The sequence below is a fragment of the Acidimicrobiales bacterium genome, assembly GCA_036273495.1.
Lineage (GTDB): Bacteria > Actinomycetota > Acidimicrobiia > Acidimicrobiales > JAJPHE01 > DASSEU01.
This window is the reverse complement of sequence record DASUHN010000370.1, coordinates 1-22,931: the sequence shown is the minus strand read 5'-3', so window position 1 is coordinate 22,931 and position 22,931 is coordinate 1. Positions and strand designations below refer to the sequence as shown.

General features: G+C 72.0%; 25 protein-coding genes and 1 riboswitch. Of the genes, 14 read left to right on the top strand and 11 right to left on the bottom strand.

All coding sequences use genetic code 11. From position 1 onward, the window contains the following. Positions 1-13: 13 nt before the first annotated feature. A complete protein-coding gene (locus VFW24_15990; protein ID HEX5268268.1) occupies positions 14-397 on the bottom strand; it encodes a cupin domain-containing protein in 384 nt (127 codons plus the stop codon). 83 nt (positions 398-480) lie between these two features. Between VFW24_15990 and VFW24_15985 the strand changes: the two genes are divergently transcribed. The 8 genes from VFW24_15985 to VFW24_15950 all read left to right on the top strand — a co-directional run bounded on the left by VFW24_15985 (position 481) and on the right by VFW24_15950 (position 6,268). Then, positions 481-978, top strand: a complete 498-nt coding sequence (locus tag VFW24_15985; GenBank protein ID HEX5268267.1) for an ureidoglycolate lyase — start codon at positions 481-483, stop codon at positions 976-978. 20 nt (positions 979-998) lie between these two features. Then, on the top strand, positions 999-1,523 hold the full coding sequence (locus tag VFW24_15980) for an MgtC/SapB family protein (GenBank protein ID HEX5268266.1): 525 nt from the start codon (positions 999-1,001) through the stop codon (positions 1,521-1,523). Positions 1,524-1,530: 7 nt separating this feature from the next. Next, positions 1,531-2,745: an alcohol dehydrogenase catalytic domain-containing protein gene (locus VFW24_15975; protein ID HEX5268265.1), complete on the top strand. Its 1,215-nt coding sequence runs from the start codon at positions 1,531-1,533 to the stop codon at positions 2,743-2,745. After that, a complete protein-coding gene (locus VFW24_15970; protein ID HEX5268264.1) occupies positions 2,742-3,476 on the top strand; it encodes a hypothetical protein in 735 nt (244 codons plus the stop codon). The genes VFW24_15975 and VFW24_15970 overlap by 4 nt, the downstream gene beginning before the upstream one ends. Positions 3,477-3,543: 67 nt before the next feature. Further along, positions 3,544-4,509, top strand: a complete 966-nt coding sequence (locus VFW24_15965; GenBank protein ID HEX5268263.1) for an SDR family oxidoreductase — start codon at positions 3,544-3,546, stop codon at positions 4,507-4,509. A gap of 11 nt (positions 4,510-4,520) precedes the next feature. Next, a complete protein-coding gene (locus tag VFW24_15960; GenBank protein ID HEX5268262.1) occupies positions 4,521-5,408 on the top strand; it encodes an enoyl-CoA hydratase-related protein in 888 nt (295 codons plus the stop codon). Then, positions 5,409-5,855: a nuclear transport factor 2 family protein gene (locus VFW24_15955; protein ID HEX5268261.1), complete on the top strand. Its 447-nt coding sequence runs from the start codon at positions 5,409-5,411 to the stop codon at positions 5,853-5,855. A 74-nt stretch (positions 5,856-5,929) separates the two neighbouring features. Beyond that, on the top strand, positions 5,930-6,268 hold the full coding sequence (locus VFW24_15950; protein HEX5268260.1) for a hypothetical protein: 339 nt from the start codon (positions 5,930-5,932) through the stop codon (positions 6,266-6,268). Here the strand turns inward: VFW24_15950 and VFW24_15945 are convergent. Next, positions 6,265-7,335 carry a class I SAM-dependent methyltransferase gene (locus VFW24_15945; GenBank protein HEX5268259.1) on the bottom strand — a complete coding sequence of 357 codons (1,071 nt, stop codon included), beginning with the start codon at positions 7,333-7,335 and terminating at the stop codon, positions 6,265-6,267. The two genes, VFW24_15950 and VFW24_15945, sit on opposite strands and share 4 nt — an antisense overlap. A gap of 179 nt (positions 7,336-7,514) precedes the next feature. Between VFW24_15945 and VFW24_15940 the strand changes: the two genes are divergently transcribed. Next, the gene (locus tag VFW24_15940) at positions 7,515-8,288 is read left to right on the top strand and encodes a class I SAM-dependent methyltransferase (GenBank protein ID HEX5268258.1); all 774 of its coding nucleotides are present in this window, start codon (positions 7,515-7,517) and stop codon (positions 8,286-8,288) included. Here the strand turns inward: VFW24_15940 and VFW24_15935 are convergent. Beyond that, positions 8,226-9,683 (bottom strand): cytosine permease, encoded by a 1,458-nt coding sequence (locus VFW24_15935; protein ID HEX5268257.1) that lies wholly within the window; start codon positions 9,681-9,683, stop codon positions 8,226-8,228. The two genes, VFW24_15940 and VFW24_15935, sit on opposite strands and share 63 nt — an antisense overlap. Next, positions 9,680-10,471, bottom strand: a complete 792-nt coding sequence (thiD, locus tag VFW24_15930) for a bifunctional hydroxymethylpyrimidine kinase/phosphomethylpyrimidine kinase (GenBank protein ID HEX5268256.1) — start codon at positions 10,469-10,471, stop codon at positions 9,680-9,682. The genes VFW24_15935 and thiD overlap by 4 nt, the downstream gene beginning before the upstream one ends. 27 nt (positions 10,472-10,498) lie before the next feature. Further along, positions 10,499-10,611, bottom strand: a riboswitch (TPP riboswitch). 60 nt (positions 10,612-10,671) lie between these two features. Here thiD and VFW24_15925 point away from each other — a divergent pair. Further along, on the top strand, positions 10,672-11,610 hold the full coding sequence (locus tag VFW24_15925) for a DUF1206 domain-containing protein (protein ID HEX5268255.1): 939 nt from the start codon (positions 10,672-10,674) through the stop codon (positions 11,608-11,610). A 5-nt stretch (positions 11,611-11,615) separates the two neighbouring features. Here VFW24_15925 and VFW24_15920 read toward each other — a convergent pair whose 3' ends face one another. The 5 genes from VFW24_15920 to VFW24_15900 all read right to left on the bottom strand — a co-directional run bounded on the left by VFW24_15920 (position 11,616) and on the right by VFW24_15900 (position 15,741). Then, positions 11,616-12,107: a hypothetical protein gene (locus VFW24_15920; protein ID HEX5268254.1), complete on the bottom strand. Its 492-nt coding sequence runs from the start codon at positions 12,105-12,107 to the stop codon at positions 11,616-11,618. A 191-nt stretch (positions 12,108-12,298) separates the two neighbouring features. Beyond that, positions 12,299-13,054: a hypothetical protein gene (locus VFW24_15915; GenBank protein ID HEX5268253.1), complete on the bottom strand. Its 756-nt coding sequence runs from the start codon at positions 13,052-13,054 to the stop codon at positions 12,299-12,301. A 70-nt stretch (positions 13,055-13,124) separates the two neighbouring features. After that, positions 13,125-14,132: a hypothetical protein gene (locus VFW24_15910; protein ID HEX5268252.1), complete on the bottom strand. Its 1,008-nt coding sequence runs from the start codon at positions 14,130-14,132 to the stop codon at positions 13,125-13,127. Further along, entirely contained in the window at positions 14,129-14,716 is a 588-nt protein-coding gene (locus tag VFW24_15905) for a sigma-70 family RNA polymerase sigma factor (GenBank protein HEX5268251.1), read from the bottom strand. Before VFW24_15905 ends, VFW24_15910 begins: the two co-directional genes overlap by 4 nt. A 140-nt stretch (positions 14,717-14,856) precedes the next feature. Continuing rightward, a complete protein-coding gene (locus VFW24_15900; GenBank protein ID HEX5268250.1) occupies positions 14,857-15,741 on the bottom strand; it encodes an LLM class flavin-dependent oxidoreductase in 885 nt (294 codons plus the stop codon). Positions 15,742-15,816: 75 nt separating this feature from the next. On the opposite strand from VFW24_15900, the gene VFW24_15895 reads away from it, so the two are divergent. Then, on the top strand, positions 15,817-17,298 hold the full coding sequence (locus VFW24_15895) for a CoA-acylating methylmalonate-semialdehyde dehydrogenase (GenBank protein HEX5268249.1): 1,482 nt from the start codon (positions 15,817-15,819) through the stop codon (positions 17,296-17,298). A gap of 10 nt (positions 17,299-17,308) precedes the next feature. After that, the gene (locus VFW24_15890; GenBank protein ID HEX5268248.1) at positions 17,309-18,166 is read left to right on the top strand and encodes an alpha/beta hydrolase; all 858 of its coding nucleotides are present in this window, start codon (positions 17,309-17,311) and stop codon (positions 18,164-18,166) included. A gap of 19 nt (positions 18,167-18,185) precedes the next feature. Here VFW24_15890 and VFW24_15885 read toward each other — a convergent pair whose 3' ends face one another. Next, complete coding sequence (locus tag VFW24_15885; protein HEX5268247.1) at positions 18,186-19,748, bottom strand: MDR family MFS transporter; 1,563 nt, start codon at positions 19,746-19,748, stop codon at positions 18,186-18,188. Between the two features lie 104 nt (positions 19,749-19,852). Here VFW24_15885 and VFW24_15880 point away from each other — a divergent pair, with 104 nt between their 5' ends. Then, entirely contained in the window at positions 19,853-21,031 is a 1,179-nt protein-coding gene (locus VFW24_15880) for an amidohydrolase family protein (protein HEX5268246.1), read from the top strand. Between the two features lie 424 nt (positions 21,032-21,455). Then, complete coding sequence (locus tag VFW24_15875; GenBank protein ID HEX5268245.1) at positions 21,456-22,550, top strand: alpha/beta hydrolase; 1,095 nt, start codon at positions 21,456-21,458, stop codon at positions 22,548-22,550. A gap of 123 nt (positions 22,551-22,673) precedes the next feature. On the opposite strand, the gene VFW24_15870 is transcribed toward VFW24_15875, so the two are convergent. Further along, a partial coding sequence (locus VFW24_15870) for a DUF4214 domain-containing protein (GenBank protein ID HEX5268244.1) occupies positions 22,674-22,931 on the bottom strand: 258 nt, incomplete at its 5' end.

Genomic DNA, 22,931 nt, shown 5'->3' with positions numbered 1-22,931 from the left:
TCCCCGGAGTGACTCAGTGGTTGGTGTAGTCGATCGGGCCCGCGCCGGGCACACCGATGGCGAAGCAGAAGCAGTGGATCGGGGCGTGGTCGGTGACCGGGCGCAGGGTGTGGACCTTGTTCGGGGGGATGTGCACCAGGTCACCCTGGCTGATCTCCCGTTGGTCCCCCTCGATCTCCATGATCCCCCGCCCCGACATCACGTAGTAGAACTCGTGGGTCGGATGGGAGTGCGGGTCGACGGCGCCGCCCCCGGCCACCTCGAACTCGTTGACCAGCTCGAGGAATCCCCCGTCGGTGAGGTCCTTCATCTCCTGGGACTCGACCATCCACCAGACCGGGACCGTGCCGTTGTGCTCCACCACCGGCGCCTTGTCGCGAATGTTGCGGACGTCCATCTCGATCCCTCCTCCGGCCCGAGCGCCCGGCGCGCACGGCGTCTAACGTTCGGCCGGCGCAGCGTAGAAGCGGGAGCCGGAACGTGCCAGAGCGGGTGACGGCGGTCGAGCTGACCGAGGAGGCGTGGGACCCCTTCGGATGGATCCCGGTGGAGGACACCGACCCCCGCGACGGCAGCCACCGCCTGGAGTTCGCGTGGGCGGACGTCCACGTCAACGTGATCGGCCACACCCTGGACGAGGTGACGGTCCTGCCCGGCGGGCTGCGCTGCGACGTCATGTTCCGCCACGACACCCACACCCAGTGCCTGATGGCGCTGAACTGCGACTCGGTGGTGGCGGTGGCCCCGGCGGCGGAGGACTTCGCCGGCGCCCGGCCGACCGCGTCGGTGCGGGCGTTCGTGCTCCATCCGCTGCAGGCCGTGGTCCTGCACCGGGGGACGTGGCACTGGGGCCCGTTCCCTTTCGGCGAGGAGCCGGTCCGGCTGTTCAACGTCCAGGGCCGGCGCTACGAGGAGGACAACGCGAGCGTGGACCTGGCCGGTCGGGGGCTGTCGGTCGAGGTGGTCCTGCCCGGCTGATTTGGGTATCACCCCAGACGATGGCAGCCGAGCCCTGGCATCTCACCGCCGCCTCGACCGCCCTGCGGTTGGGCGCGGCGGCGCTGTTCGGGGCGGTCATCGGCTTCGAGCGCGAGGTCGACGGTCACGACGCCGGGCTGCGGACCCACGTCCTGCTGGCCCTGGGGTCGGCCCTCTTCGGCGCCCTCTCGGTGGGGGCCTTCGGGCAGTTCGTGCTCCCCCGCAACGCGACCGACCTGAGCATCGACCCCACCCGGATCGCGTCCTACGTCGCGGCCGGGGTCGGCTTCCTCGGGGGCGGGGCCATCCTCAAGCGCACCGACCGGGTCAAGGGCCTCACGACCGCGGCCTCGCTGTGGGTCGCGGCGGCGGTGGGCCTGTCGTCGGGGCTGGGGTTCTGGTCGGGGTCGCTGATCGCCAGCGGCATAGCGATCGTGGTGCTGGTGGCCGACTGGCCCCTGCGCAAGCTCATGGCGCGGGTGCGCCGGGCCCGGATCGCGTCCGGCCTCCACGAGGGCGACGAGCCCGCGGGCGGTGGTGTATAGACGCGCCGTGCGCGCCGTCCAGCTCGACTTTGCCGACCCGTCGTTCCCGGCCTCGCTCGTGGAGGTGGAGGAGCCGGCGCTGCCCCGGGGCGACTGGGGGCGGGTCGAGGTGGTGACCGGGGGGATCTGCGGAAGCGACCTGCACCTGTTCTCCCACAACACCGGGCCCTCCCCGACCCTGATCGGGGTCGGGACCCTGCCCCTCCTGCTCGGCCACGAGATCGCCGGCCGGGTGATCGAGGCCGGCCCGGACTTCCCCCTGCCCGTCGGCAGCCGCGTGGCGGTCGACCCGTGCCTGCCGTGCCTGGTCCGGGGCATCGATCCCCCGTGCGAGAACTGCGCACGGGGCTGGACCTCGTGCTGCCTCAACCTCGACAGCCGGGTGCTGACCCCTGGGCGCACCATCGGCTACACGTGGGGCCTCGGAGGCGGATGGGCCGAGCAGCTGGTGGCGCACGCGTCGATGGTCCATCCCGTTCCCGATCCGGTGTCGGACCGGGCCGCGTGCCTCCACGAGCCGGTGTCGATCTGCGCCCACGGGCTCCTGCGGTCCCCGCCTGAGGACGGCAGCCCGGTTCTCGTCGTCGGGGCGGGGATCATCGGCCTGGCCGCGGTCGCGGCGCTGCGTGGCATGTACCCCGACTGCCCGGTGACCGTGCTGGCCCGCCACGAGCACCAGGCCGCCGCCGCCCGGGCCTGCGGCGCCGACCACGTCGTGCGCGCCGACCCCGGGGGCGCCCACTGGGAGGAGCTGGCCGCGCTGGCCGGCGCCCGGCTGGCGGGAGCGCTTCCGGACGTGATGCTGATGAGCGGCTTCCCCTATGTGATCGAGGCGGTGGGGACGCCGGCAGCGGTGACCGACGCCCTCCGCAGCGCCGCCTATCACGGCACGGTCCTGCTCCTCGGCGCCGCCGGCATCAGCGCCGTCGACCTGACGCCGGTCTGGTACAAGGAGGTGGCGCTGGTCGGCTCGATCGACCACCAGGTCGACGCCGGCCCGGCGCCGGGGCCGGCCGGCGGGGTGGGGATGCACTCCATCGACCGGGCCCTGGCGATCCTGGCCCGGGGCCTCCTGCCCGAGGACGCCGTGGTCACCCACGAGTTCCCCCTCGAGGCCTACCGGGAGGCCGTCGGGACCGCGGTCGACAAGGCCAGCGGGGCCATAAAGGTGGTGTTCCGTCCCGGTGGCGGGCCGGCGGACGGCGACGGGGCCCGGCGGTGATCCCGACCGGGATCATCCTGGCCGTGCTGGACTGCGACCTCGACGCCGTCGTGGCGTGGAACCGCTGGTACGACCTCGAGCACGTACCACCCAACGTCCGCCTGCCGGGCGTGATGTCGGGCCGGCGCTACGTGGCCCCGCCCGAGCTGCACGACCTCCGGGTCACCGCACCGACGTCTCCTCTGGCCGGCCGGCGGGGCAGCTTCCTCACCATCTACACCCTGGGCGCCGAGCCGGCCGAGACGCTGGCGGGGATGAGCACGCTGCGCGACCGCCTGTACGCCGAGGACCGGATGCGCTTCCCCGCCGAGAAGAAGGCGGTGCGGGACGGCGACGCCATGGCGCTGCTGGGGGCGGTGTCCTCGCCCGCCATCCGGCTCCCGGAGGAGGAGGTTCCCTTCGTCGGCCACACCGGCCTGCTCCTCGTGCAACGCCGGGGCCCGCCGCCGGTGGGCGAGTGGTACCGGTCGGAGTGGTCGCCCGCGGTCGCCGCCGTGGACGGGGTCCACGGGGTGATGACCTTCCAGTCCAGCCGGGACCCCACGGCCCGGACCGATCTGGTCCTGTTCGAGGGGGACGCGGCCGGGCTCACCGGCGCCGTCCGCGCCGCCGCCCCCCACCACCCCGACGCCGACGTGACCGCCGAGGCCCCGTACCTCCTGATCGAGCCCCTGTCCTACCCCTGGGCCGGGGCCATGCAGGGGTCGGACCTGCCGGCGACGATCGGTTGACGCCGGGGTGCCAACGACGCCGCCCCGAGGCTCCCGGCTACCTTGAGCGGGCGGAGAGGGGGTCGGAATGGAATCGTTCGCGGGCAAGCGGGCGGTCGTCACCGGAGGCGGCTCGGGCATGGGGCGGGAGCTGGTGGTCCAGCTGGCGACGGCGGGCTGCTCGGTGGCCACCTGTGACGTCAACGCGGTGGGGCTGGCCGAGACGGTGGCGCGGGCCGAGGCCGCCGCCGGCTCCGGCGCCCGGATCACCACCCACATCTGTGACGTCTCAGACGAGGCGCAGGTCCTGCGCTTCCGGGAGGAGGTGGTGCGGGAGCACGGGGACGTCATCGAGCTGCTGTTCAACAACGCCGGCATCGGCGGGGGCGGGAGCCTGTTCACCGACACCCGCGAGGACTGGGAGCGGACCTTCGGGGTCGACTGGTGGGGCGTCTACTACTGCACCCGGGCGTTCCTATCCCACCTGGTGGCCGCCGACGAGGCCCGGCTCGTCAACACCAGCAGTGTCAACGGGTTCTGGGCGTCGCTCGGCCCCGGCGTCCCCCACACCGCCTACAGCACCGCCAAGTTCGCGGTGAAGGGGTTCTCGGAGGCGTTGATCGAGGACCTGCGGGTGAACGCGCCCCACGTGAAGGTCTCGGTGGTCATGCCCGGCCACATCGGCACCGACATCGTGGCCAACTCCCGCCGCTACTTCGGGCGCCCCGAGCCCGACGCCCTCACCGACGCCGAGCTCGAGACGACCCGGGCCGACCTGGCCCGGCGGGGGCTGCCGGTGGGCGAGCTTCCGCCGGACCAGATCCGGGGCATCGTCAAGATGGTCGAGGAGGGCTTCCGCACCAGCGCCCCCCTCGACGGCGCCGGGGCGGCCACGATCATCCTGGACGGGGTGCGCGCCGGGAAGTGGCGCATCCTCGTCGGAGACGACGCCCACCGCCTCGACGAACAGGTGCGGTCCGCTCCCGAGGCGGCCTACGACCACATGGGGGTGGGCATCAGCCCGCTCCTGGCCGGGGCCCAGGGCGGCGAGTGACGGCGGGGGCCATGGACTACCAGACGATCCTGACCGAGGACAAGGACGGCGTCGCCACCGTCACGTTCAACCGGCCCGACCGGATGAACGCCTACACCGCCCGGCTCGGGCTGGAGGTGCGCCACGCCATAGTGACCTTCGACCGGCGCGAGGACGTGCGGGCCATCGTCGTGACCGGTGCCGGGCGGGCCTTCTGCGCCGGCGCCGACCTGGCGGCGGGCGCCGACACCTTCAGTGGCGGCGGCGGGGGCGGGAGTCGCGGTGGCGTGATGACGGACCGGTCGGCCGACGAGCTGCGGATCGACGACCGGCGGGAGTACTGGGAGATGAACACCCCGATCATCGCCGCCATCAACGGCCACGCCATCGGGGTGGGGCTGACCATGCCGATGCAGTGGGACATCCGGGTGGCGGCCGAGGAGGCAAAGCTGGCCTTCGCCTTCAGCCGCCGGGGCGTCATCCCCGAGCTGAGCGCCAACTGGATCGTGCCCCGTATCGTCGGGGTGTCCCGCGGTCTGGAGCTGCTCATGACCGGCCGGACCTTCAGCGGGCGGGAGGCGGCCGAGATGGGTCTGGTGTCCGAGGCCCTGCCGGCCGACCAGGTCCTGGCGCGGGCTCTCGACCTGGCCCGCGACATCGCCGAGAACGTGGCCCCGGTCTCCGCCGGCATAGTGAAGCGGCTCGTCTACTCGAACCTGGCCGAGCCGGACCGGCCCGCCGCCCAGCGGCGCGAGGGCGCTCTCTTCGGGTGGACAACCGGCCAGCCCGACTCCCGGGAAGGCCCGATGGCCTTCCTCGAGAAGCGTTCCCCGCAGTGGCGCCTGTCCAAGAACGCCGACTTCCCGGAGGAGGTGTTCGCCGAGGGAGCTCCGGGAGCGCAGCCCTCCCGGGCGGAATAGGTGGGGAAGTACCCGCGCCAGGAGATCGAGGACGCCTTTGCCCACTACCGGGAGACGGCGGCCCGGGCGGCGGCCTCAGGCGACTGGGACGAGTGGGCCGAGCTGTTCACCGAGGACGCCACCTACGTCGAGCACCACTACGGCCGCTTCGAGGGCCGCCAGGCCATCCGCAAATGGATCGGCGAGACGATGTCCACGGCCATCAACAAGGACATGAACTCCTTCCCCATCCGTTGGTACGTGATCGACGAGGACCGCGGCTGGGTGGTGTGCTCGGTCATCAACCGCATGGCCGACCCGGGCGACGGCACGGTGCACGAGGCCGACAGCTGGACCAGGCTGGACTACGCCGGGGACGGCAGGTTCTCGCTCGAGGAGGACATGTACAACCCCACCGAGTTCGCCCAGATGATCGCCAGCTGGAGGGAGGCGAGGAAGGGGCGCTGATTTGTCGGGGGCCCCGGCCGGCCGGGTGATCTCCCGCTCGACAGTCCCGATCCCGATCGGGGAGATTGGAACCCATGGAACCAGAGCGCGCCCGCCAGCTCCTCGGGGAGGAGAAGGCCCGTCTGGAGCAGCTGCTCGCCGACCGGAGCGAGGCGGCGGAGCAGGACCGGGCTGCGGGAGACGAGTCGGCCCGCTTCAGTGACGGGGCCGAGTCGCTGACGGCCGAAGCGGGGGACGACGCCGTGATCGGCGGCATCGAGGCCCGCCTGGGCGCCATCTCCCGCGCCGAGGAGCGCCTGGCCGCCGGGACCTACGGGCGGTCGGTCCGCAGCGGCGCCCCGATCCCCGACGAACGCCTCGAAGCCGACCCCGCCGCCGAGCTGACCGTGGAGGAGGCCACCCAGGCGACCTAGGGGCGGGCCTCGAGGATCAGGTTCATGGGCGTCTCCGCCGCCTTCCGGAACCGGGCGAAGCCGGCCTCCTCGAACACCTCCCGCAGCCGGGCCGCCCCGGCCTGCGCACCGAGGCCGAGACCGACCTCCTGGGAGAGCGAGTTCGGGGTGCAGATCGACGCCGAGGCGGTGTAGAGGAGGGCGGCCATCGGGTTGCCTTCGAGGTTGGCGGTCCGGTCGTCGAGGGCGAACGGCTCGACCAGCAGCACCGTCCCGTCGTCGGCCAGGTGCTGCCGCGCGTACGACGCGATGCCTACCGGATCGCCCATGTCGTGCAGGCAGTCGAAGAAGCACACGAGGTCGTAGGTTCCCGGGTACTCCTTGGCCGAGGCGACCTCGAAGTGCGTGCGGTCGCTCACACCGGCGTCGGCGGCCCGCTTGCGGGCGGTGTCGACGGAGGGGGCGTGGAAGTCGAAGCCCCAGAACTCCGAGCGGGGGTAGGCCTGCGCCATCACGACCACCGACGCACCATGCCCGCAGCCGATGTCGGCCACGCGGGCCCCGGCGCGCAGCTTGTCCTCCATGCCTTCGAGAGACGGGATCCAGGCCGACGGGAGGAAGGCGCGGTAGCCGGTGCGGAAGAACCACTCGGTTCCCTTGAACAGGCAGTCGTGATGATCCCCCCAGGCGAGGCCCCCGTCGCCGCGGAACGCGGCCAGCACCTTCTCCAGGTCCATGAAGAGCGACGCGAAGGCGTTCATCCCCCGCGCCATGAAGACCGGGCTGTTGTCGTCGGCCAGGGCCATGGTCGCCTCGGGGGCGAGCGTGTACCGGTCCTCCCGGGCGTCGTAGCCGACCAGGCCGCCCGCGGTCTGACCGTCGAGCCACTCGCGCACCAGTCGGGCGTTGCATCCCGCCCCGGCAGCGAGTTCCTCCGCGGTCGACGGGCCCCGCTCCGCCAGCACCCGGTACAGGCCGAGCTCGTCCCCCAGCAGGACGGCGAAGCACAGGGCCCCTCCGGCCATGTACCCCGCCATGGTCCCCATGAACTGCTCCATCCGGGCCTGGTCCACCTGGCTGCCTGTCATGTCCCCCTCCGGTTGTCGCGGCGCCGCCGTCACCCCCGATTGTGGACCGCACCCGGCTCGAGGGCCATGAGGCATTCGCCTCATTCCCGGGTTCCTCTGTCAATGGGTATTGCCCGGAGGCGGGGCCCCCGCCGGCCTTTGTGCGGGTTTCACCGGGTTCCCGTGGCTACCTTGGCGTCGTGGCCGACCGACCGGCTCCGCGCAACCGGATGCACGCCGTGGCGCTGGCGGGATTCGGGCAGAACGCGTCCGACTACGAGCAGGCCCGTCCGTCCTACCCGCCCGCCGCCGTCACCTTCCTGGTCGACAACCTGGCCCTCGGGCCGGGGCGGACCATCCTTGACGTGGGAGCCGGCACGGGGAAGCTGACCCGGCTGCTCGCCGCGGCGGGGGCGGAGGTCGTGGCGGTGGAGCCGGTAGCGGCCATGCGCACGGAGCTGCGCGCCAGCACGCGGACGGCCCTGGTCTGCGCGGCGATGGCCGAGGCTTTGCCCGTACGGTCGGGCCGGGCCGCTGCCGTCGTGTGCGCCCAGGCCTTCCACTGGTTCGCCACCGACGCCGTGGTCGCCGAGTTCGCGCGGGTGCTGCGACCGGGCGGACGGCTGGCGCTGGTCTGGAACGTCCGCGACAACTCCGTGCCGTGGGTGCGCGGCTTCACCGAGCTCCTCCGGCCCTACGAGGGAGACCGGCCCGACCACAATGGCGGAGACTGGCGGGCGGTGTTCTCGGCCCGAAGCCCCCTCGGTCCTCTGGAGACCACGACGTTCCGTCACGACCAGCCCATGACCCCGGACCTGCTGGTGGCCCGGGCCGCCTCGATGAGCTTCGTCGGTGCCATGGATCCGGCCGCTCGCGACGAGGTGCTCAGCCGGGTCCGCGACCTGGGGAGGTCAGTCGGGGAGTCGTTCCCCCTCCCCTACCGCACGGAGGTGCACCTCACCGCGCCCCGGTGAGCCGGAGCGCCGGATGGCGGAGCCGAGCGTTCCGAGCAGGAAGGCCAGCGCGAAGGTCACCAGGAAGCACGGCAGGGATGCCCCCCAGCCGCTGTGCAGACCCGCCCTCGGCAGGTGGCTCATCACGTCGCGGGTCCACCAGGCGGGCATGGTGCCGGCCGGAAGCAGCCAGTGGTAGAAGGCGATCCCGAGCAGCCAGGCGCCCAGCATGGTCGGGCGCCACCTCGTCTCCTCCTCCGGTCCGGACGCGGTGCGGTCCCGTGCCGAGCGCGCCCAGTCGGCCAGCAGGACGGCGAACAGGGGGACGAAGACCGACCCCAACAGGAACAGGAAGGCCTCGTAGCTCCCCAGGGTCACGAGGGCGGCCACGGTGGTGCCGATGGCCGCCACGACCAGCACGCTCCAGCGATGGTTGAGGCGGGGGCCGATGTTGCGGGCGGACATGGCGGCGGAATAGATGTCGGCGAAGGCCTCGTGCGTCTCCCCACCCAGAAGTGCGACGAGTACCACGACCCCGGTGGCGACGCTGGCCGAGAGGCCGAGGACCGATGCGGCGATGCCGGCGGGGGAGGCGTCGGACAGCCGGGCCGACAACACCAGCAGGGCGCCGAGGCCGTAGAACCAGGTGTTGCCGAGGGCGTATCCGGCCCAGGTGCCCCCGAGCGCCTGGCGGCGGCCGGACGAGAAGCGGGTGTAGTCCGCCACGAGGGGGAGCCACGACACCGGCTGGGAGATGACGAGGTCGACGCCCACCAGCAGCGGCGCTCCCCTCCGGGGGCGGGAGAGCAGGCCGCCGACCGGGTGCTTCACGAGGAGGTAGACGGTCAGATAGCCGCACAGCCCGAGGACGATCCAGACCCCGGCGCGCTTCAACCACACCCGCACGAACCGGATCGGGCCGAGGAGCGCCAGGCCGGTGCAGGTCCCGGCCATCACCGCCAGCCACAGGTAGAAGCCCGAGAAGCCGAACACCGTGCGCGACACCCGGCTGGCGAACTGCGCCATGGCCCAGAACTCGAAGGCCGTCCAGCCCAGGAGCTGGGCCACGTTCACGCCGGATGCGAGCCAGCTCCCGTAGCGCCCGAGGACCGGGCGCAGCAGCGCCATGGTGGGCACGCCGCGGTCGTGGCCGAGGACGCCGACCGACGCCAGGAGCAGCGAGCCGGCGGCCGATCCGATGAGGATGGCCCAGAGGGCCCGCCGCGGGTCCATCCCCAGTCCGGAGGCGCTGGCGGGAGCAACCAGCAGGGCGCCGGCGGCCAGCACGAGGACGCCGACGGCCAGGTCCCCCCACAGCACGGTGAGATCGACGCCGGACAGCCGGCGGAGCCCGGCCGGCGCCGGTTCGATGCCGATGGTCCCGTCGTCGACCACGGAGGCCGGGGCGGCGCTCACGAGGTGCGGGGGCCCCAGCCGAAATGGTCCAACGGACCGTGGCCCTCGCCCAGGTGCCACCCGGCCGAGCCCTGGATGGCCCCGGTGACGAAGCTCTTGGCCTCGCTCACCGCGGTGGGGACGTCGCGCCCCCGGGCCAGGCCGGCGGCCACGGTGGCGGCAAGGGTGCAGCCGGTCCCATGGACGTTGGCGGTCTGCACCCGCGTGGCGCGCAACTCCGTGCACGTCCGGCCGTCGTACAGCACGTCCACGGCGTCACCCGAAAGATGGCCGCCCTTGACCAGCACGTAGGCGGGACCGGCCTCGCCCAGCTGCCGGGCGGCCCGCTCCATGTCGTCCGGCCCGGCCAGCGCACGCCCCACCAGGAGCCCGGCCTCCCGCAGGTTGGGGGTGATGAGCAACGCCGCCGGGAACAGCTCCTCCCGGTAGGCGTCCACGGCGTCCTCGTCGAGGAGCCGGTCCCCGCTGGACGCCACCATCACCGGGTCCACCACCAGATTGGGGAGCTCGCCGGCCCGGGCGCGCCGGCCGACCGCCCGCACGATGCCGGCCGTGGCCAGCATGCCCGTCTTCACCGCCGCGACCGGCAGATCCGACAGCACGGCGTCGAGCTGGGCCTCGACGAAATCCGGCTCCATGGCCACGACGGCCGCCACCTTCCGGGTGTTCTGGGCCGTCACCGCCGTGACCACCGACGCCCCGAACACCCCGTTGGCGGCAAAGGCCTTCAGGTCCGCCTGGAGCCCGGCCCCGCCCCCCGAGTCGGAGCCGGCGATGGTTAGCGCCACGGGCGGTTGCCCGCCGGGTCCCCTCCGCTCTGGCACCTCCACGCTCCCTCCGCCGGGATTACCCGGATCAGGTTCAACGGGTCGTCGGCCACCCAGCCGACCTCTCAGCCCGGTGCCGCCGGGCTCCCCTGCTCGAAGCCAGTCAAACACCTGTCCCCGCGCGTCCGCCAGACGCGGGTGCCCCGACGCACGCGGTCCGGATGGGCAGGGTCGCCGCAGGGAATGGTCGGGTCGACGAGGAGGACGCACCAACGCCGGCGACGACCACAGCGAAGCGCCAGGCCCGGAAGGCGGGCCGTACCGCCTCCGCCCGGGGGGCGGGCGCCGCCCGCCGCACCCAGCGCCGGGCCCGCCGGGCCAAGTCGCGTCCGCTGGTCGCCCGGCTGGCACGGACCACCGTCGCGGCGCGGGGCGCCGTGTATCTGCTGCTGGCCTACCTCGCCGCTGACATCGCCGCATCCGGGGCCCGGGGCAAGCCGGCCGACACCCAGGGCGCGCTGGAGGAGCTGCGGCGCCAGCCGGGAGGGGTCGAGCTCCTCGGCCTCCTGGCCGTGGGCCTGTTGGCGTACGCCGCCTGGCGCTTCCTCCAGGCCGCCGCCGGGGACCGGGACGCTTCCGCTCCGGCCGATGCCGCCAAGAGAGCGGGGTGGGCCTTGATCGGGGTGGCGTATCTCGGTCTGACGGGACAGGCGGTGGCTCTCCTCGTCGGCGGGGGGTCGCAGTCGGAGGGCGCCTCGTCGCTGTCCCGCACGGCCCTGGCCCACCCCGGCGGGCGGGTGCTCCTGGCCGTCGCCGGCCTGGCCGCGGCCGGCGGGGGCCTGGGCCTGATGGTGTGGGCGGTCCTCCAGCGTTTCGAGACCTACCTGGACCGCGACGCCCTGCCCAAGCCGATCGTGCCGGTCGTGCGGGTGGTCGAGACGGCGGGCCACGTCGTGCGGGGTCTGGTCTTCGCCGCCGTGGGAGCCAGCTTCGTCATGGCCGCCGTGACCGGCAGCGCTCACGATGCCAAGGATCTCGACGGGGCCCTACGGCTGCTGCGCGGCCACTGGTCCGGCCGCCCCGTGCTGGCGCTGGTTGCCGCGGGCCTGTCGGCCTTTGCCCTGTCATCTTTCTTCGAGGCGGCGTACCGGGAGAGCTGACCGCCTCAGGTGACAGGGGGCACCGTGACCGGCGGCGCCACGCCGATCGAGCTGTAGTCGAGCGCCATCGTGAGCGGTGGGTTCCGGCTCGGGAACCGCACCTCCAGATGGAGGATCTCGGTCCCGCTCAGCCGGGCGGATGCGGCGGCCGGGCCGGTGGGCACCGACGCGTCGAGCAGGTGTGCCGCCGCCCCGGCCGGGACGGAGAGCTGGTAGGTGCCGCCCGACCGGCTCACCACCGACGCCTGCAGGAGGACCGAGAAGGCGGCTCTCGGATCGGCGCCGGCCCCCGTGCCCGTCGTCCGCTGCCACGCTCCCGACGCCGGATCGCGCACGAAGGTGGTGGGTCCGACCAGCACCGCGTCGACGGTGGCGCGCCCCGGGACCTGGATCGTCTCGGCGATGCGGTTCGGCGCCTGGAACCGGCCGCTGATGCGGACACTGCTCGCTCCGACCGCCACGTCTCCCGAGAACACGTAGCTGGGCGCGGACTGCATGGCACGCGCCGCGGCGCGCAGCTCCGTCTCCGGCGACGCTCCACCTGCGGCCGGGTGCGTCGCCGCCGCTGGACTTCCGGAACCACACGCCGCCGCTCCGATTGCCGCGGCGCCGAGGACGGCTACATGGCTGAACGGCCGGCGCCATTTGGCGCCGGCCGCTCTCTCCTCTGTCGAGGGGGTGGTCCGGGTCAGCTCCCGCTCCCACCATCACCGGAGCTGCCGCCGTCGTGGCCGCCCGAGCCGTCGTGCCCGTCACCGGACCCGTCGTTGGTGGCCGACCCGCCGTCGCGTCCTCCCGAACCGTCACCGTCGGACGAGCTGACCGTCGTCGTCTGTGACCCCGTCCCGGTGGTCATGGCCGGCGCAGGGGCCGGCTGCCCGTCGTGGCCCCCGTCGTCGGCCTGGTTCTGGTTGGCCTGGGTCTCGTTGGCCTCATTGTCGTTGGCCTCGTTCTCGTTGGCCTCGTCCGCCCTGGCGGGTGCGGCCTGCTCGGCGGCGTCCTGGGAGTCATCGTCGGTTGCCGTCTCGTCGGCGTCCTTCCCGGTGGCATTGGCGGGGGTGACGGCGCCGTCGTGGTCGTTGTCGTTGTCGACCTCGGGCTTCACCTTGACCGTGCCGTCCTCCCTCTCCACCTCGGCCTGGAGCACCGTCGGTGCTCCCGACGCGTTGGTGAAGCTGACCTGGACTCCCTCGTCCGTCAGCTGCGGCGTTCCGGCGGTGAACCCGCTGTCGGCCGTCGCCACGAGGTTGGACAGCGCCCCGGTGGCGGGATCGACGGTGAAGGTGAGGCTCCCCACGCCGGGGAGGTCGACCGTGAAGGTCGACGGGCTCTGCGTCACGGTGGGCGCGGCGCTGGGTGAGGAGTCGGCCAGAGCCGCCACGGGTGCCGTGACGGCCAGGCCGAGAACGGCTGCGGCGGCGGCCGATGCAGTGCGAAGTCTCAAGACGATCCCCTTTCAGGAGTGATGTCGTAGTGCTAACGACGCCGACAGCTGCGCGTCACGACTCCGGGCTTCATCCTCCGGAAGAACCGTCCGAGCTGCCACCGTCCGAACCGCTCGTCGAGCCGCTCCCGCCTCCGGACCCGCCCCCGTCGGTGCTGCCCGATCCTCCGTCGGTGGACACCCCACCCGATCCGCCGTCCGATCCGCTGGTGGACACGCCGCTCGATCCGCCGTCGGATCCTCCTGATCCACCGTCGGCGCCACCCGTCTGCGATCCGCCTGGACCGCCCGACGACGACACGGTGGTTGTGGCCGTCGAGCTCGACGAGTTCCCGCCGTCGGAGCCGGTCGGGACACCGTTGCCGGTCCCGTTATCCGACCCGTCCGACCCGTCCGACCCGTCCGACCCGGAAGGAGCCGACCCGTCCGACCCACCGCCCCCGCGCACCGACCCGCCTCCGTCGCCTCCACCGCTGCGATCTCCATCACCTGAAACCGATCCGGAGTCGCGCCCGCCGGAACCGGACAGGTCTCCCTTGGGGCGCTCGTGACCGGCGGACGGAGACCCGGTCCCCGCACCTCCCGCCCTTCCCTCGGAGGGTGCCCTCAACTCCCGCTCTGCGCCCGCCAGAAGCGCCGTGGCGCTCCCCGACAACTCAGCCCGGTCGTCCGCCGGCATGTGGGCCAGGTCCCCGCGCAGAGCCACCGAGCCAGTGGAGAGCTCCCGGGCGTCCCGCTGCTCCAGCGCCCGGCGCAGATCGTCCATCTGCGACCGGGCCGCGGCTACGGCGGAGTCGTCGACGGGCAGACCGACGGCCACGGCTGCCGCCCGGATCGGTGCCGGCAAGGCGACGCCGGCGGCGGCCGCGGCGGCCGTCGAGGTGCCGAGTCCGATGACGGCGGCGGCGAAGACCGGGACCGGTCGCAGCAGCTGCCACCTCACGCCGCGCCGGGTCCGGCGCGACTCGGCATAGCTGCTTCGCAGCGCCACCAGCTCTCCCGGAGTCGGAGACCCCGCCGGCTCGGCCAGGGAACCCCGCAGCAGCCCGGTGAGCTCCCGATCGGACAGGTCGTTCACGCCCACTGCCCCTCTTCCCCCAGCGCCGCCCGCAGCCGCTCGAGAGAGCGGGACTGGGCCATGCGCACGGCCCCCGGGCGCTTGCCGAGGATGTGGCCCACCTCTTCGGCGCTCAGACCGGCCACGACACGCAGATGGAGCAGCTCCTGGTCCGCCGGGCCCAGACTGGCGAAGGCGCTGCGGACCAGGCGCGCCTCCTCGTCGGCGATGAGAGCGTCGTCCGCCTCCGGCCCCGGGACCTCGCGGTGGCTCCTGGCCTCGAGGCGCCGCTGACGACCACTTCCGCGGTGCACGTCGACGAGGACGTGCCGCAGTATCCGGAACACCCATGCCTCGAATCCGGCGCCCCTCCAGGAGAACCGGGACAGAGCCGTGGCCGCCCGCACCATCGCCTCGGAGACGGCATCCCGGGCCGACTCATGATCGAGCTCCCGGCGGGCATACCCGAGAAGGCGCGGATAGAGGCACACGTAGAGCTCCTCCCAGGCCGCCGCGTCCCCCTCTCGGGCGGCGTCGACCAGAGGCCGGATGTCAGGGCGCGCCGGGCCATCACCTTGCCAACGCTCTCGGGCCGGCCGCGTCACAGCGCGATCTGAGATGGAGGCCTCGCCGTTCGCATCGTGGCCATCGGTACGACCCAAACGGACGAAGAGATTGCGCTCCCGAGGGCTTTTCGCTCTCCGTTGTCCGCCTCACCGCCGGTGCGGTACCGGCCGACGCCGGCTCAGCTCCCGGAGGAAACGGAGCTGATCACCCTCTCGAAGTGGTCTCGGTCGCCGCGGTAGGGCTCAGAGGAGCGGGGCCAGTGGACGACGAAGTCGGTGACGCCGACGGCGGCGTAGGTGCCCAGGGTGTCGGTCAGCTGCTGGGGTGACGCCAGGCCCTGATCCAGCCCGGGGCCGGCCAGGACCACCCTCTCCGGCACCCCCTCCGGCCGGCCGACCTCCTCGCAGGCCGAGGCGAGGAGAGCCAGTTGCTCTCCGACCACCCGGGCGCCGGCGGTCGCGCCGAGGGGGCGGTCGACTCCCCGGGGTCCGGTGGTCACCCAGGCCTGGCCGAAGCGGGCGACGGTGCGCATGCCCCGGGGGCCGGTGCCCGCCAGGGCGAAGGGGACGCGGGGGCGTTGCCGGCACCCGGGGTACGACCGGGCCTCCTCGACCCGGTAGTAACGGCCCTGGAAGCTGGTCTCCCGCTCGACGAGGACGCGGTCGAGCAGGGTCACGAACTCCTCGAATCGCGAGAGGCGCTCGTCGAGATTCCAGGCCGGACCGCCGAGGATGGCGGCGTCCCATCCCAGCCCACCCGCCCCGATGCCCAGGGTGAGGCGTCCGGCGGAGATGTCGTCGACGGCGAGGACCTCCCGGGCCAACGACACCGGATGGCGGAAGTTCGGCGAGGCGACCAGAGGACCCAATCGGATCCGGGAGGTGACCGTGGCGGCGGCGGTCAGCACCGGTACGGCGCCGAACCAGGGCTCGTCGCGCAGCCCCGCCCACGCCAGGTGGTCGTAGGTCCAGGCGTGCGAGAAACCCATCTCCTCCGCCGCCCGCCACAGCTCCGCCGCCTGCTCCCACGGCTGCTCCGGCAGGATCACCACCCCCAGGCGCATACCGGGGGACCGTACCCGTGCGCCGCCCGGTGCCGGGCCGACCCGGAGGCCGTCCGTTTGGCAGGATCGACGCCCATGAAGACCATCAACCACTGGATCGGCGGCAAGGAGGTCCCGGGCGGCTCGGGTCGCTCCGGTCCGGTCTACGACCCGGCCGCGGGGGTAAAGGCGGCCGAGGTCCGCTTCGCCTCCGCCCGCGAGGTGGGTGCCGCGGTGGCAACGGCGGCGGCGGCGGCCGTCGAGTGGCGCGCCGTGCCTCTGACAGCCCGGGCGGCGGCCATGTTCCGGCTGCGCGAGCTGCTCGACGCCAACCGGAGCGAGCTGGCGGCGCTGGTCACTGCCGAGCACGGGAAGGTTCTGAGCGACGCCGCGGGAGAGGTGGCCCGGGGTCTCGAGAATGTCGAGTTCGCCTGCGGCATCCCCCACCTGTTGAAGGGCGGTCACTCGAGTGAGGTATCGACGGGCGTCGACGTGCATACGGTCCTTCAGCCCTTGGGTGTGGTGGCCGGTATCACGCCGTTCAACTTCCCGGTCATGGTTCCGCTGTGGATGGCGGCCAACGCCATCGCCTGTGGCAACAGCTTCATCCTCAAGCCGTCGGAGAAGGATCCGTCAGCGTCCGTGCGGCTGGCCGAGCTCGTCCAGGAGGCCGGCATCCCCGATGGGGTCTTCAACGTCGTGCAGGGCGACCGGGAGGCGGTCGAGGCGATACTGGCGGACCCGGGGATCGCGGCGGTGTCGTTCGTCGGCAGCACACCCGTGGCCCGCCACATCTACGAGACGGCCACCCGGCACGGGAAGCGCGTCCAGGCCCTCGGAGGAGCCAAGAACCACATGGTCGTGCTGCCCGATGCCGACATCGACGCGGCCGCCGACGCCGCCGTCTCCGCCGGCTACGGATCGGCGGGGGAACGCTGCATGGCGATCTCCGCCGTGGTCGCGGTCGGGGCGGCTGCCGACCCTCTCGTCGAGGCCATCGCTTCGCGCATCCCCTCGGTGGTGGTCGGGCCGGGCACCGATCCGGACTCGCAGATGGGTCCGCTCATCAGCGGTGAGCACCGCGAGCGGGTGCGGTCGTACGTTGACGGGGCGGAGTCCGAGGGCGCCCGCATAGTGGTGGACGGGCGCCAGGGGCGGGCCGACGGGTTCTTCCTCGGGTGCTCCCTACTGGACGAGGTGAGGCCGGGCATGAAGGTCTACGACGACGAGGTCTTCGGGCCGGTGCTCGGCGTCGTCCGGGTGGGCACGTACGACGAGGCGGTGTCCCTCGTGAACTCCAACCCGTATGGCAACGGGGTGGCCCTGTTCACCCGCGATGGAGGCGTGGCCCGGCGGTTCGAGGTCGACGTCGAGGTCGGGATGGTCGGGATCAACGTCCCCATCCCGGTCCCGGTCGGCTTCCACTCCTTCGGGGGGTGGAAGGCGTCACTCTTCGGTGACATCAGCATGTACGGCCCCGAAGGCGTGCGTTTCTACACCCGGCCCAAGGTTGTGACGTCGCGCTGGCCCGATCCGTCGACCAGCGCCATCGATCTCGGATTTCCCCAGACTCGGTAAGGAGGTAGGCATGCCGGTGGCACGGGTGGACGGCCTTTCCATCGCCTACGAGGTGATCGGCGACGCCGGGCAGCCCTGGGTGATCACGCCTGGGGGCCGGTTCAGCAAGGACTACCCCGGGGTGCGGGAGATGGCCCAGGCCCTGGCGGAGCACGGCAGGCAGGTGGTCATCTGGGACCGGCCCAACTGTGGCGCCTCCGACATCTGCGTCACGGGGGCCTCGGAGTCCGATGTCCAGGCCGACGCCCTGGCCGGCCTGCTGCGCCAGCTGGGCCTGGCCCCGGCGGTGGTGATCGGGGGGTCGGGTGGTTCCCGAGTGTCGCTCCTGGCCGGGGCCCGCCATCCCGAGGTGGCGAGCGGACTGGCGGTGTGGTGGATCAGCGGTGGGCCCTTCGGGCTGATGAGCCTGGGAGTCCACTACTGCGGGAACTCGATCGCCACGGCCTGGCAGAAGGGGATGGAGGCGGTCGTGGACCTGCCCGAGTGGCAGGAGGTCATCGAGCGCAATCCGGGCAACCGCCAGCGTCTTCTGGAGCAGGATCCACGAGAGTTCATCGCCACGCTGGAACGGTGGATGCTCGTCTACTACCCCCGCCCGGACGAGGTGGTTCCGGGCCTGGCCAAGTCGGCCGCCGGTGGGATCGCGGTACCGACTCTGGTGTTCCGCAGTGGCACCACCGACGTCCACCACACGCGGGCCACCTCCGAGGCGGTAGCCGCCGCCGTACCGACGGCCCAGCTGGTCGAACCCCCCTGGGGGGACAACGAATGGAACGAGCGAGGAGCGTCGGGGGATTCGCTGTTCATCCGCTGGCCCCTCCTGGTACCTCAGCTGCTGGAGTGGGCGGACCGCGCCGTTCCCGGCTGATCCCCGCCGCCCGGCCCGATCAGGCCGATCTCGTGTCGGGATGCAGACCGTCGATCCCGGCCCCCTCCGCCGCCAGCAGCTCCGAGGCGGACTGCTCCCGGAGCGGGACCTCAGGGAGGAAGATCACCATCAACAGGCCCACCACTCCCAGCGGAACCACCCAGACGAACACGGTGTGGAGGGACCGGGCAAAGGCCTCGACCACCCCGTGGCGCACGCCCGGGGCCAGGGCCCGGATCCCCGTGGGGCTGCCCTGGAGCACTCCCGCGGCCAGGTGGACCGACCGGGGGACGAGCCGGGGAAGCCAGTGGGCCATGGCCCCGTTGAGGATCGACAGGTAGACCGCCGTACCGAACGCCCCGCCGAGCGAGTTGAACAGCCCGACTCCGGCGGTGGCGGCCCCGAGGTCCCGAGGGTGGATGGAGTTCTGAACGGCGATCGTCAGGACCTCGAGCATGAGCCCGATCCCGACGCCTACCACCAGCATGTAGACGGACGCCTCCAACCGGGAGGTCGAGATCCCCATCCGCGTGTACAGCGTGAGCCCGACGACCATCAGGGCGGTGCCGGCAATGGGGAACACGCGGTAACGGCCGTACCGGGTGATCAGAAAACCGGTGGCCACCGACGAGACGGTGAACGAGATCAGGAGGGGCAGTAGGAGCACTCCCGAGTTGGTGGCGCTTGCCCCCGTGACCACCTGGAGGAAGATCGGCATGACGGTCCACGGCCCGAACATGGCCATCCCGAGGACCAACCCGGACGCCGAGGCCACCGCGAAGACCCGGTTCCTGAACAGGTGCACCGGCAGGACGGCTTCTCCGGTGCGGGCCTCGACCAGGACGAAGGCGGCCGCCAGGGCGCACCCCCCGGCCAGCAAGCCGACGATCGGAGCCGACCCCCACCCGAAGCGGATCCCCGCCCACGTGGTGGCCAGGAGCAGACAGGACATCGACGCCGTCATCAGCACCGAGCCGGCGTAGTCGACCTGGACTCGCCGCGGGTTGCGGGGGAGGTCCAGGGTCACGCCGACCACCACCAGGGCCAGAATGCCGATAGGCATGTTGATGTAGAAGATCCAACGCCAGGAGGCGTGGTCCACCAGCAGGCCGCCGACCAGCGGTCCGGCCACACTCGAGATGGCGAAGCTCGACGTCAGGATCCCCTGGAGCCGCCCCAACTGCCGCCCCGGAACGATGTCGGCCACGATGGTCCGGCCCAGCACCCCCAGGCCCCCTCCGCCGATCCCCTGGATGCCCCGGAACAGGATCAGCTCCAGCAGCGACCGGGACTGACCGGAGAGGGCGGAGCCGACCAGGAACACGACCAGCGAGAGCTGGAAGAGGGCCTTGCGGCCCATCATGTCGGACAGCTTCCCGGCCAACGGGGCCACAGCCGTCGACGTGAGCAGGTAGATGGTGATCACCCAGGACAGGTCCTTGAGGCCTCCCAGGTCCCCGACGATCGTGGGCAGGGCGGTCACCAGGATGATCGTGTCGAGCCCCGACAGGATCTGCGCGAGCAGGAGGGCGCCGAACACCGCGGCCACGTTCTGATTCGACGCCGGCAGGCGCAGTTGCATCTTCCCCCCTTGCTGCGGCGGGAGGTTACCCAGGCCGTCCCGAGCCCCGGCTGGCTACGCTGGCCCGACACAGGGTGGACCGCGGGGCAGGGAGGGGTGCCGGCATGGCTACGAGGGCGACCTGGCTGGAAGACGTGCGGGTGGTCGACGCCGATACCCACATGACCGAGCGGCACGACCTGTGGACCAGCCGCGCTCCCGCCGCCTACAAGGACCGCGTGCCCCATGTCGAGCAGGTCGACGGACAGCCGAACTGGGTGGTCGACGGGACCGTGCTCAAGTTCGCAGGCGGCGGCGGCGTCGTGGACCCGGAGGGTGGAAAGTCCCCGTTCGTCGAGTCGCTCGAATGGCCCATCGAGCTGGTCCACCCGGGTGCTTGGAACGCCAAGGACCGCCTCGAGGTGATGGATCAGTGCGGCATCCACGCCCAGGTGATCTTCCCCAACACCATCGGGCTCGGCGGCCAGGACCTCTCGAGCGGCGTCATTGACCCGGTCCTGCGCCAGATGTGCATCGAGATCTACAACGACGCCATGGCCGACATGCAGGCGGAGTCCGGGAACCGTTTTCTGCCGATGCCCGTCATGCCGGCGTGGGACGTGGGCGCGTGCGTGAAGGAAGCCGAGCGGGTGGCCGGGTTGGGGATGCGCGGCGTCAACATGACCTCCGATCCCCAGGACCTGGGGGCACCCGATCTGGCCAACCCGGCGTGGGACCCCTTCTGGCAGGCCTGCGATGCCCTCCATCTGCCCGTGCACTTCCATATCGGGGCCAGCCATACGGCCATGACGTTCTACGGCAACTACTTCTGGGAGTCCCAGCACGAGTACGTGAAGCCGGCTGTGGGCGGATCGATGCTGTTCATCAACAACGCCCGGGTCGTGATCAACATCATCTTCAGTGGCCTACTGGACCGTCATCCCGGGCTCAAGCTGGTGTCGGTCGAGAGTGGGATCGGCTGGGTGCCGTTCATCCTCGAGACCATGGACTACGAGTTGGAGGAGAACGCTCCGGAGCAGTTCCGCCAGCTCAAGCGCAAGCCCTCGGAGTACTTCGCGGAGCACTGGTACGCCACCTTCTGGTTCGAGCGGGCCCAGGGGGACGTCCAGGGCCTGGTGGACAAGGTGGGGGAGGACAACATCCTCTTCGAGACGGACTTCCCCCACCCCACCTGCCTGTATCCCGACCCGCTCGGCTACGTGGCGGAGAAGATGGCAACGCTGCGACCGTCGAGCGCCCGGAAGATCATGGGAGACAACGCCGCCAAGCTGTACCGGCTGTGATCGGCAGTTGATCCCGGTGACGCCGGCTCCCATCCCCTCCGATTTCAGGTGGTGCGCATGACCTCGACCCTGGCGGAAGTGTTCGTCGTCGGCGCCGACTCGCACGGGCGCCACCGGGTCCGCGGGAAGGACGGAGTCCACCTCCGAGCACCAGGTCGGAAGGCTGTGGCCTCTTCCTCGGCCTGATCTGCGGACCGGAGCCGTGGGAGGGAGACGCCGATGTCCACTTCGCTTCCCGAACGGCCCGACCTGGGCCAGCTGCGCCGCCAGGCCAAGGAGCTGCGGGATGCGGCCCGCCGGGGTGGCCCGGAGGCGGCCGAGCGCTTCGCCCGGCATCACCCGTCGCCACGCCTGGATCGGATCGGATTGGCCGCCGCCCAGCTGGTCGTACCGCGGGTTGCTCGCGGACGGGACCATGCCCACGGTGCAGAGTGTGGAGGTCGACGACGACTCCGTGGTGCTCGAGCTCTCGGTGTCGTTGCGAGCCGAGGGTGCCCGCCCAGCGGCCCCGCAGCACATCTACCAGGTCTTCACGGTCGACGACGCCCAGATCGTCGACGTCCGGGCTATCCCGACCACGCCAGCGCCCGGGCCCGGTCGTGAGCGTCACCGGTCTACGAGGCAGGCGACCGGAGTAGGTTCGGGCGTCGTGCAGGACACCAGGGTCATGGACCTGTCCGACGGGCGCGAGCTGGCGTGGCTCGAGTTGGGCGATCCAGCGGGCAAGCCCGTCCTCGGATTCCACGGAACGCCCGGAAGCCGGTTCCAGCTCGTCGTCGACGAGCAGCCGGTGCGGATGGCGGGGGTCAGGCTGATCTCGGTCGACCGCCCGGGATACGGCCACAGCACCTACAAGCCGGGCCGTACGTTGGCGGAGTGGCCGGACGACGTCCGGGAGTTGGCCGATCACCTCGGGATCGAGCGATTCGGGGTCGTCGGCATCTCCGGAGGAGGGCCACACTCCCTGGCGTGCGCTGCCCTCATGCCCGATCGGGTGGCTGTGGCCGGGGTGCTGAGCGGCGTGAGCCCACTGGCCGCACCCGGAGCGGAGGAAGGGATGATGCGGGCCAACGTACTCATCACCAAGATGGGCCGGCGGTCCACCTGGCCGCTCGAAGCCGTCTTCGGGCTGATGACGCGTGTACAACGGCGTTGGCCCGAGTCGACATTGCGGATGATGACCAAGCAGATGCCCGGCCCCGACGCCGAGATCGTCAGTCGCCCAGAGGTGCGCCACATGTTCCTCCAGGAGGCCCGGCGGGCGGCGGCTACCAGTGCCAAGGCATCGGCCCAGGACTTCCAGGTGTTCTCGAGAGACTGGGGGTTCCGGCTGGAGGAGATCAGGGTCCCCGTCCACCTCTGGCAGGGCGACGCCGACCGGAACGTGCCCGCCGCCCACGCCCGGCTGCTGGCCGCTGCCATCCCCGGTGCCGATCTGCACGAGATCGAGGGCGGAGGCCACCTGGCGACCCTCGACCGGAGCGGCGAGATCTTCTCGACCCTGGCCGCCCTCATCTGAGGCCGGATGACCACCGGGCTCCGACACCGGAGCGGGCGGTCGCCAGCCCCGAGTGAGTGCTCAGGTCACGTGGCCAGGCACCGGGCCTCGGGACCTACCGTCCCTAGGGCCCGGTGCCAGGGCCTACACGTGTGAGAAGTACTCGGCCGAGCCGACGATCCCCGAGATCACGACTTCGTCGCTGGTCCCGTGGCTCATGAGGTTGCCCCAGGCAAGCAGGCTGGCCAGGTCGGCCCCCCGGTGGAGGAAGCGCTCGTACCAGTTCGACACCAGCTGGATCTCGTGCTCCGGGGAGGTGAGGAGAAACAGCGCGACCTGCTGCCGGGACAGGTGGGCCAGGGCCGCCGACCACATGGCGCTCCCGGTCGGGTCGAGCGGGCG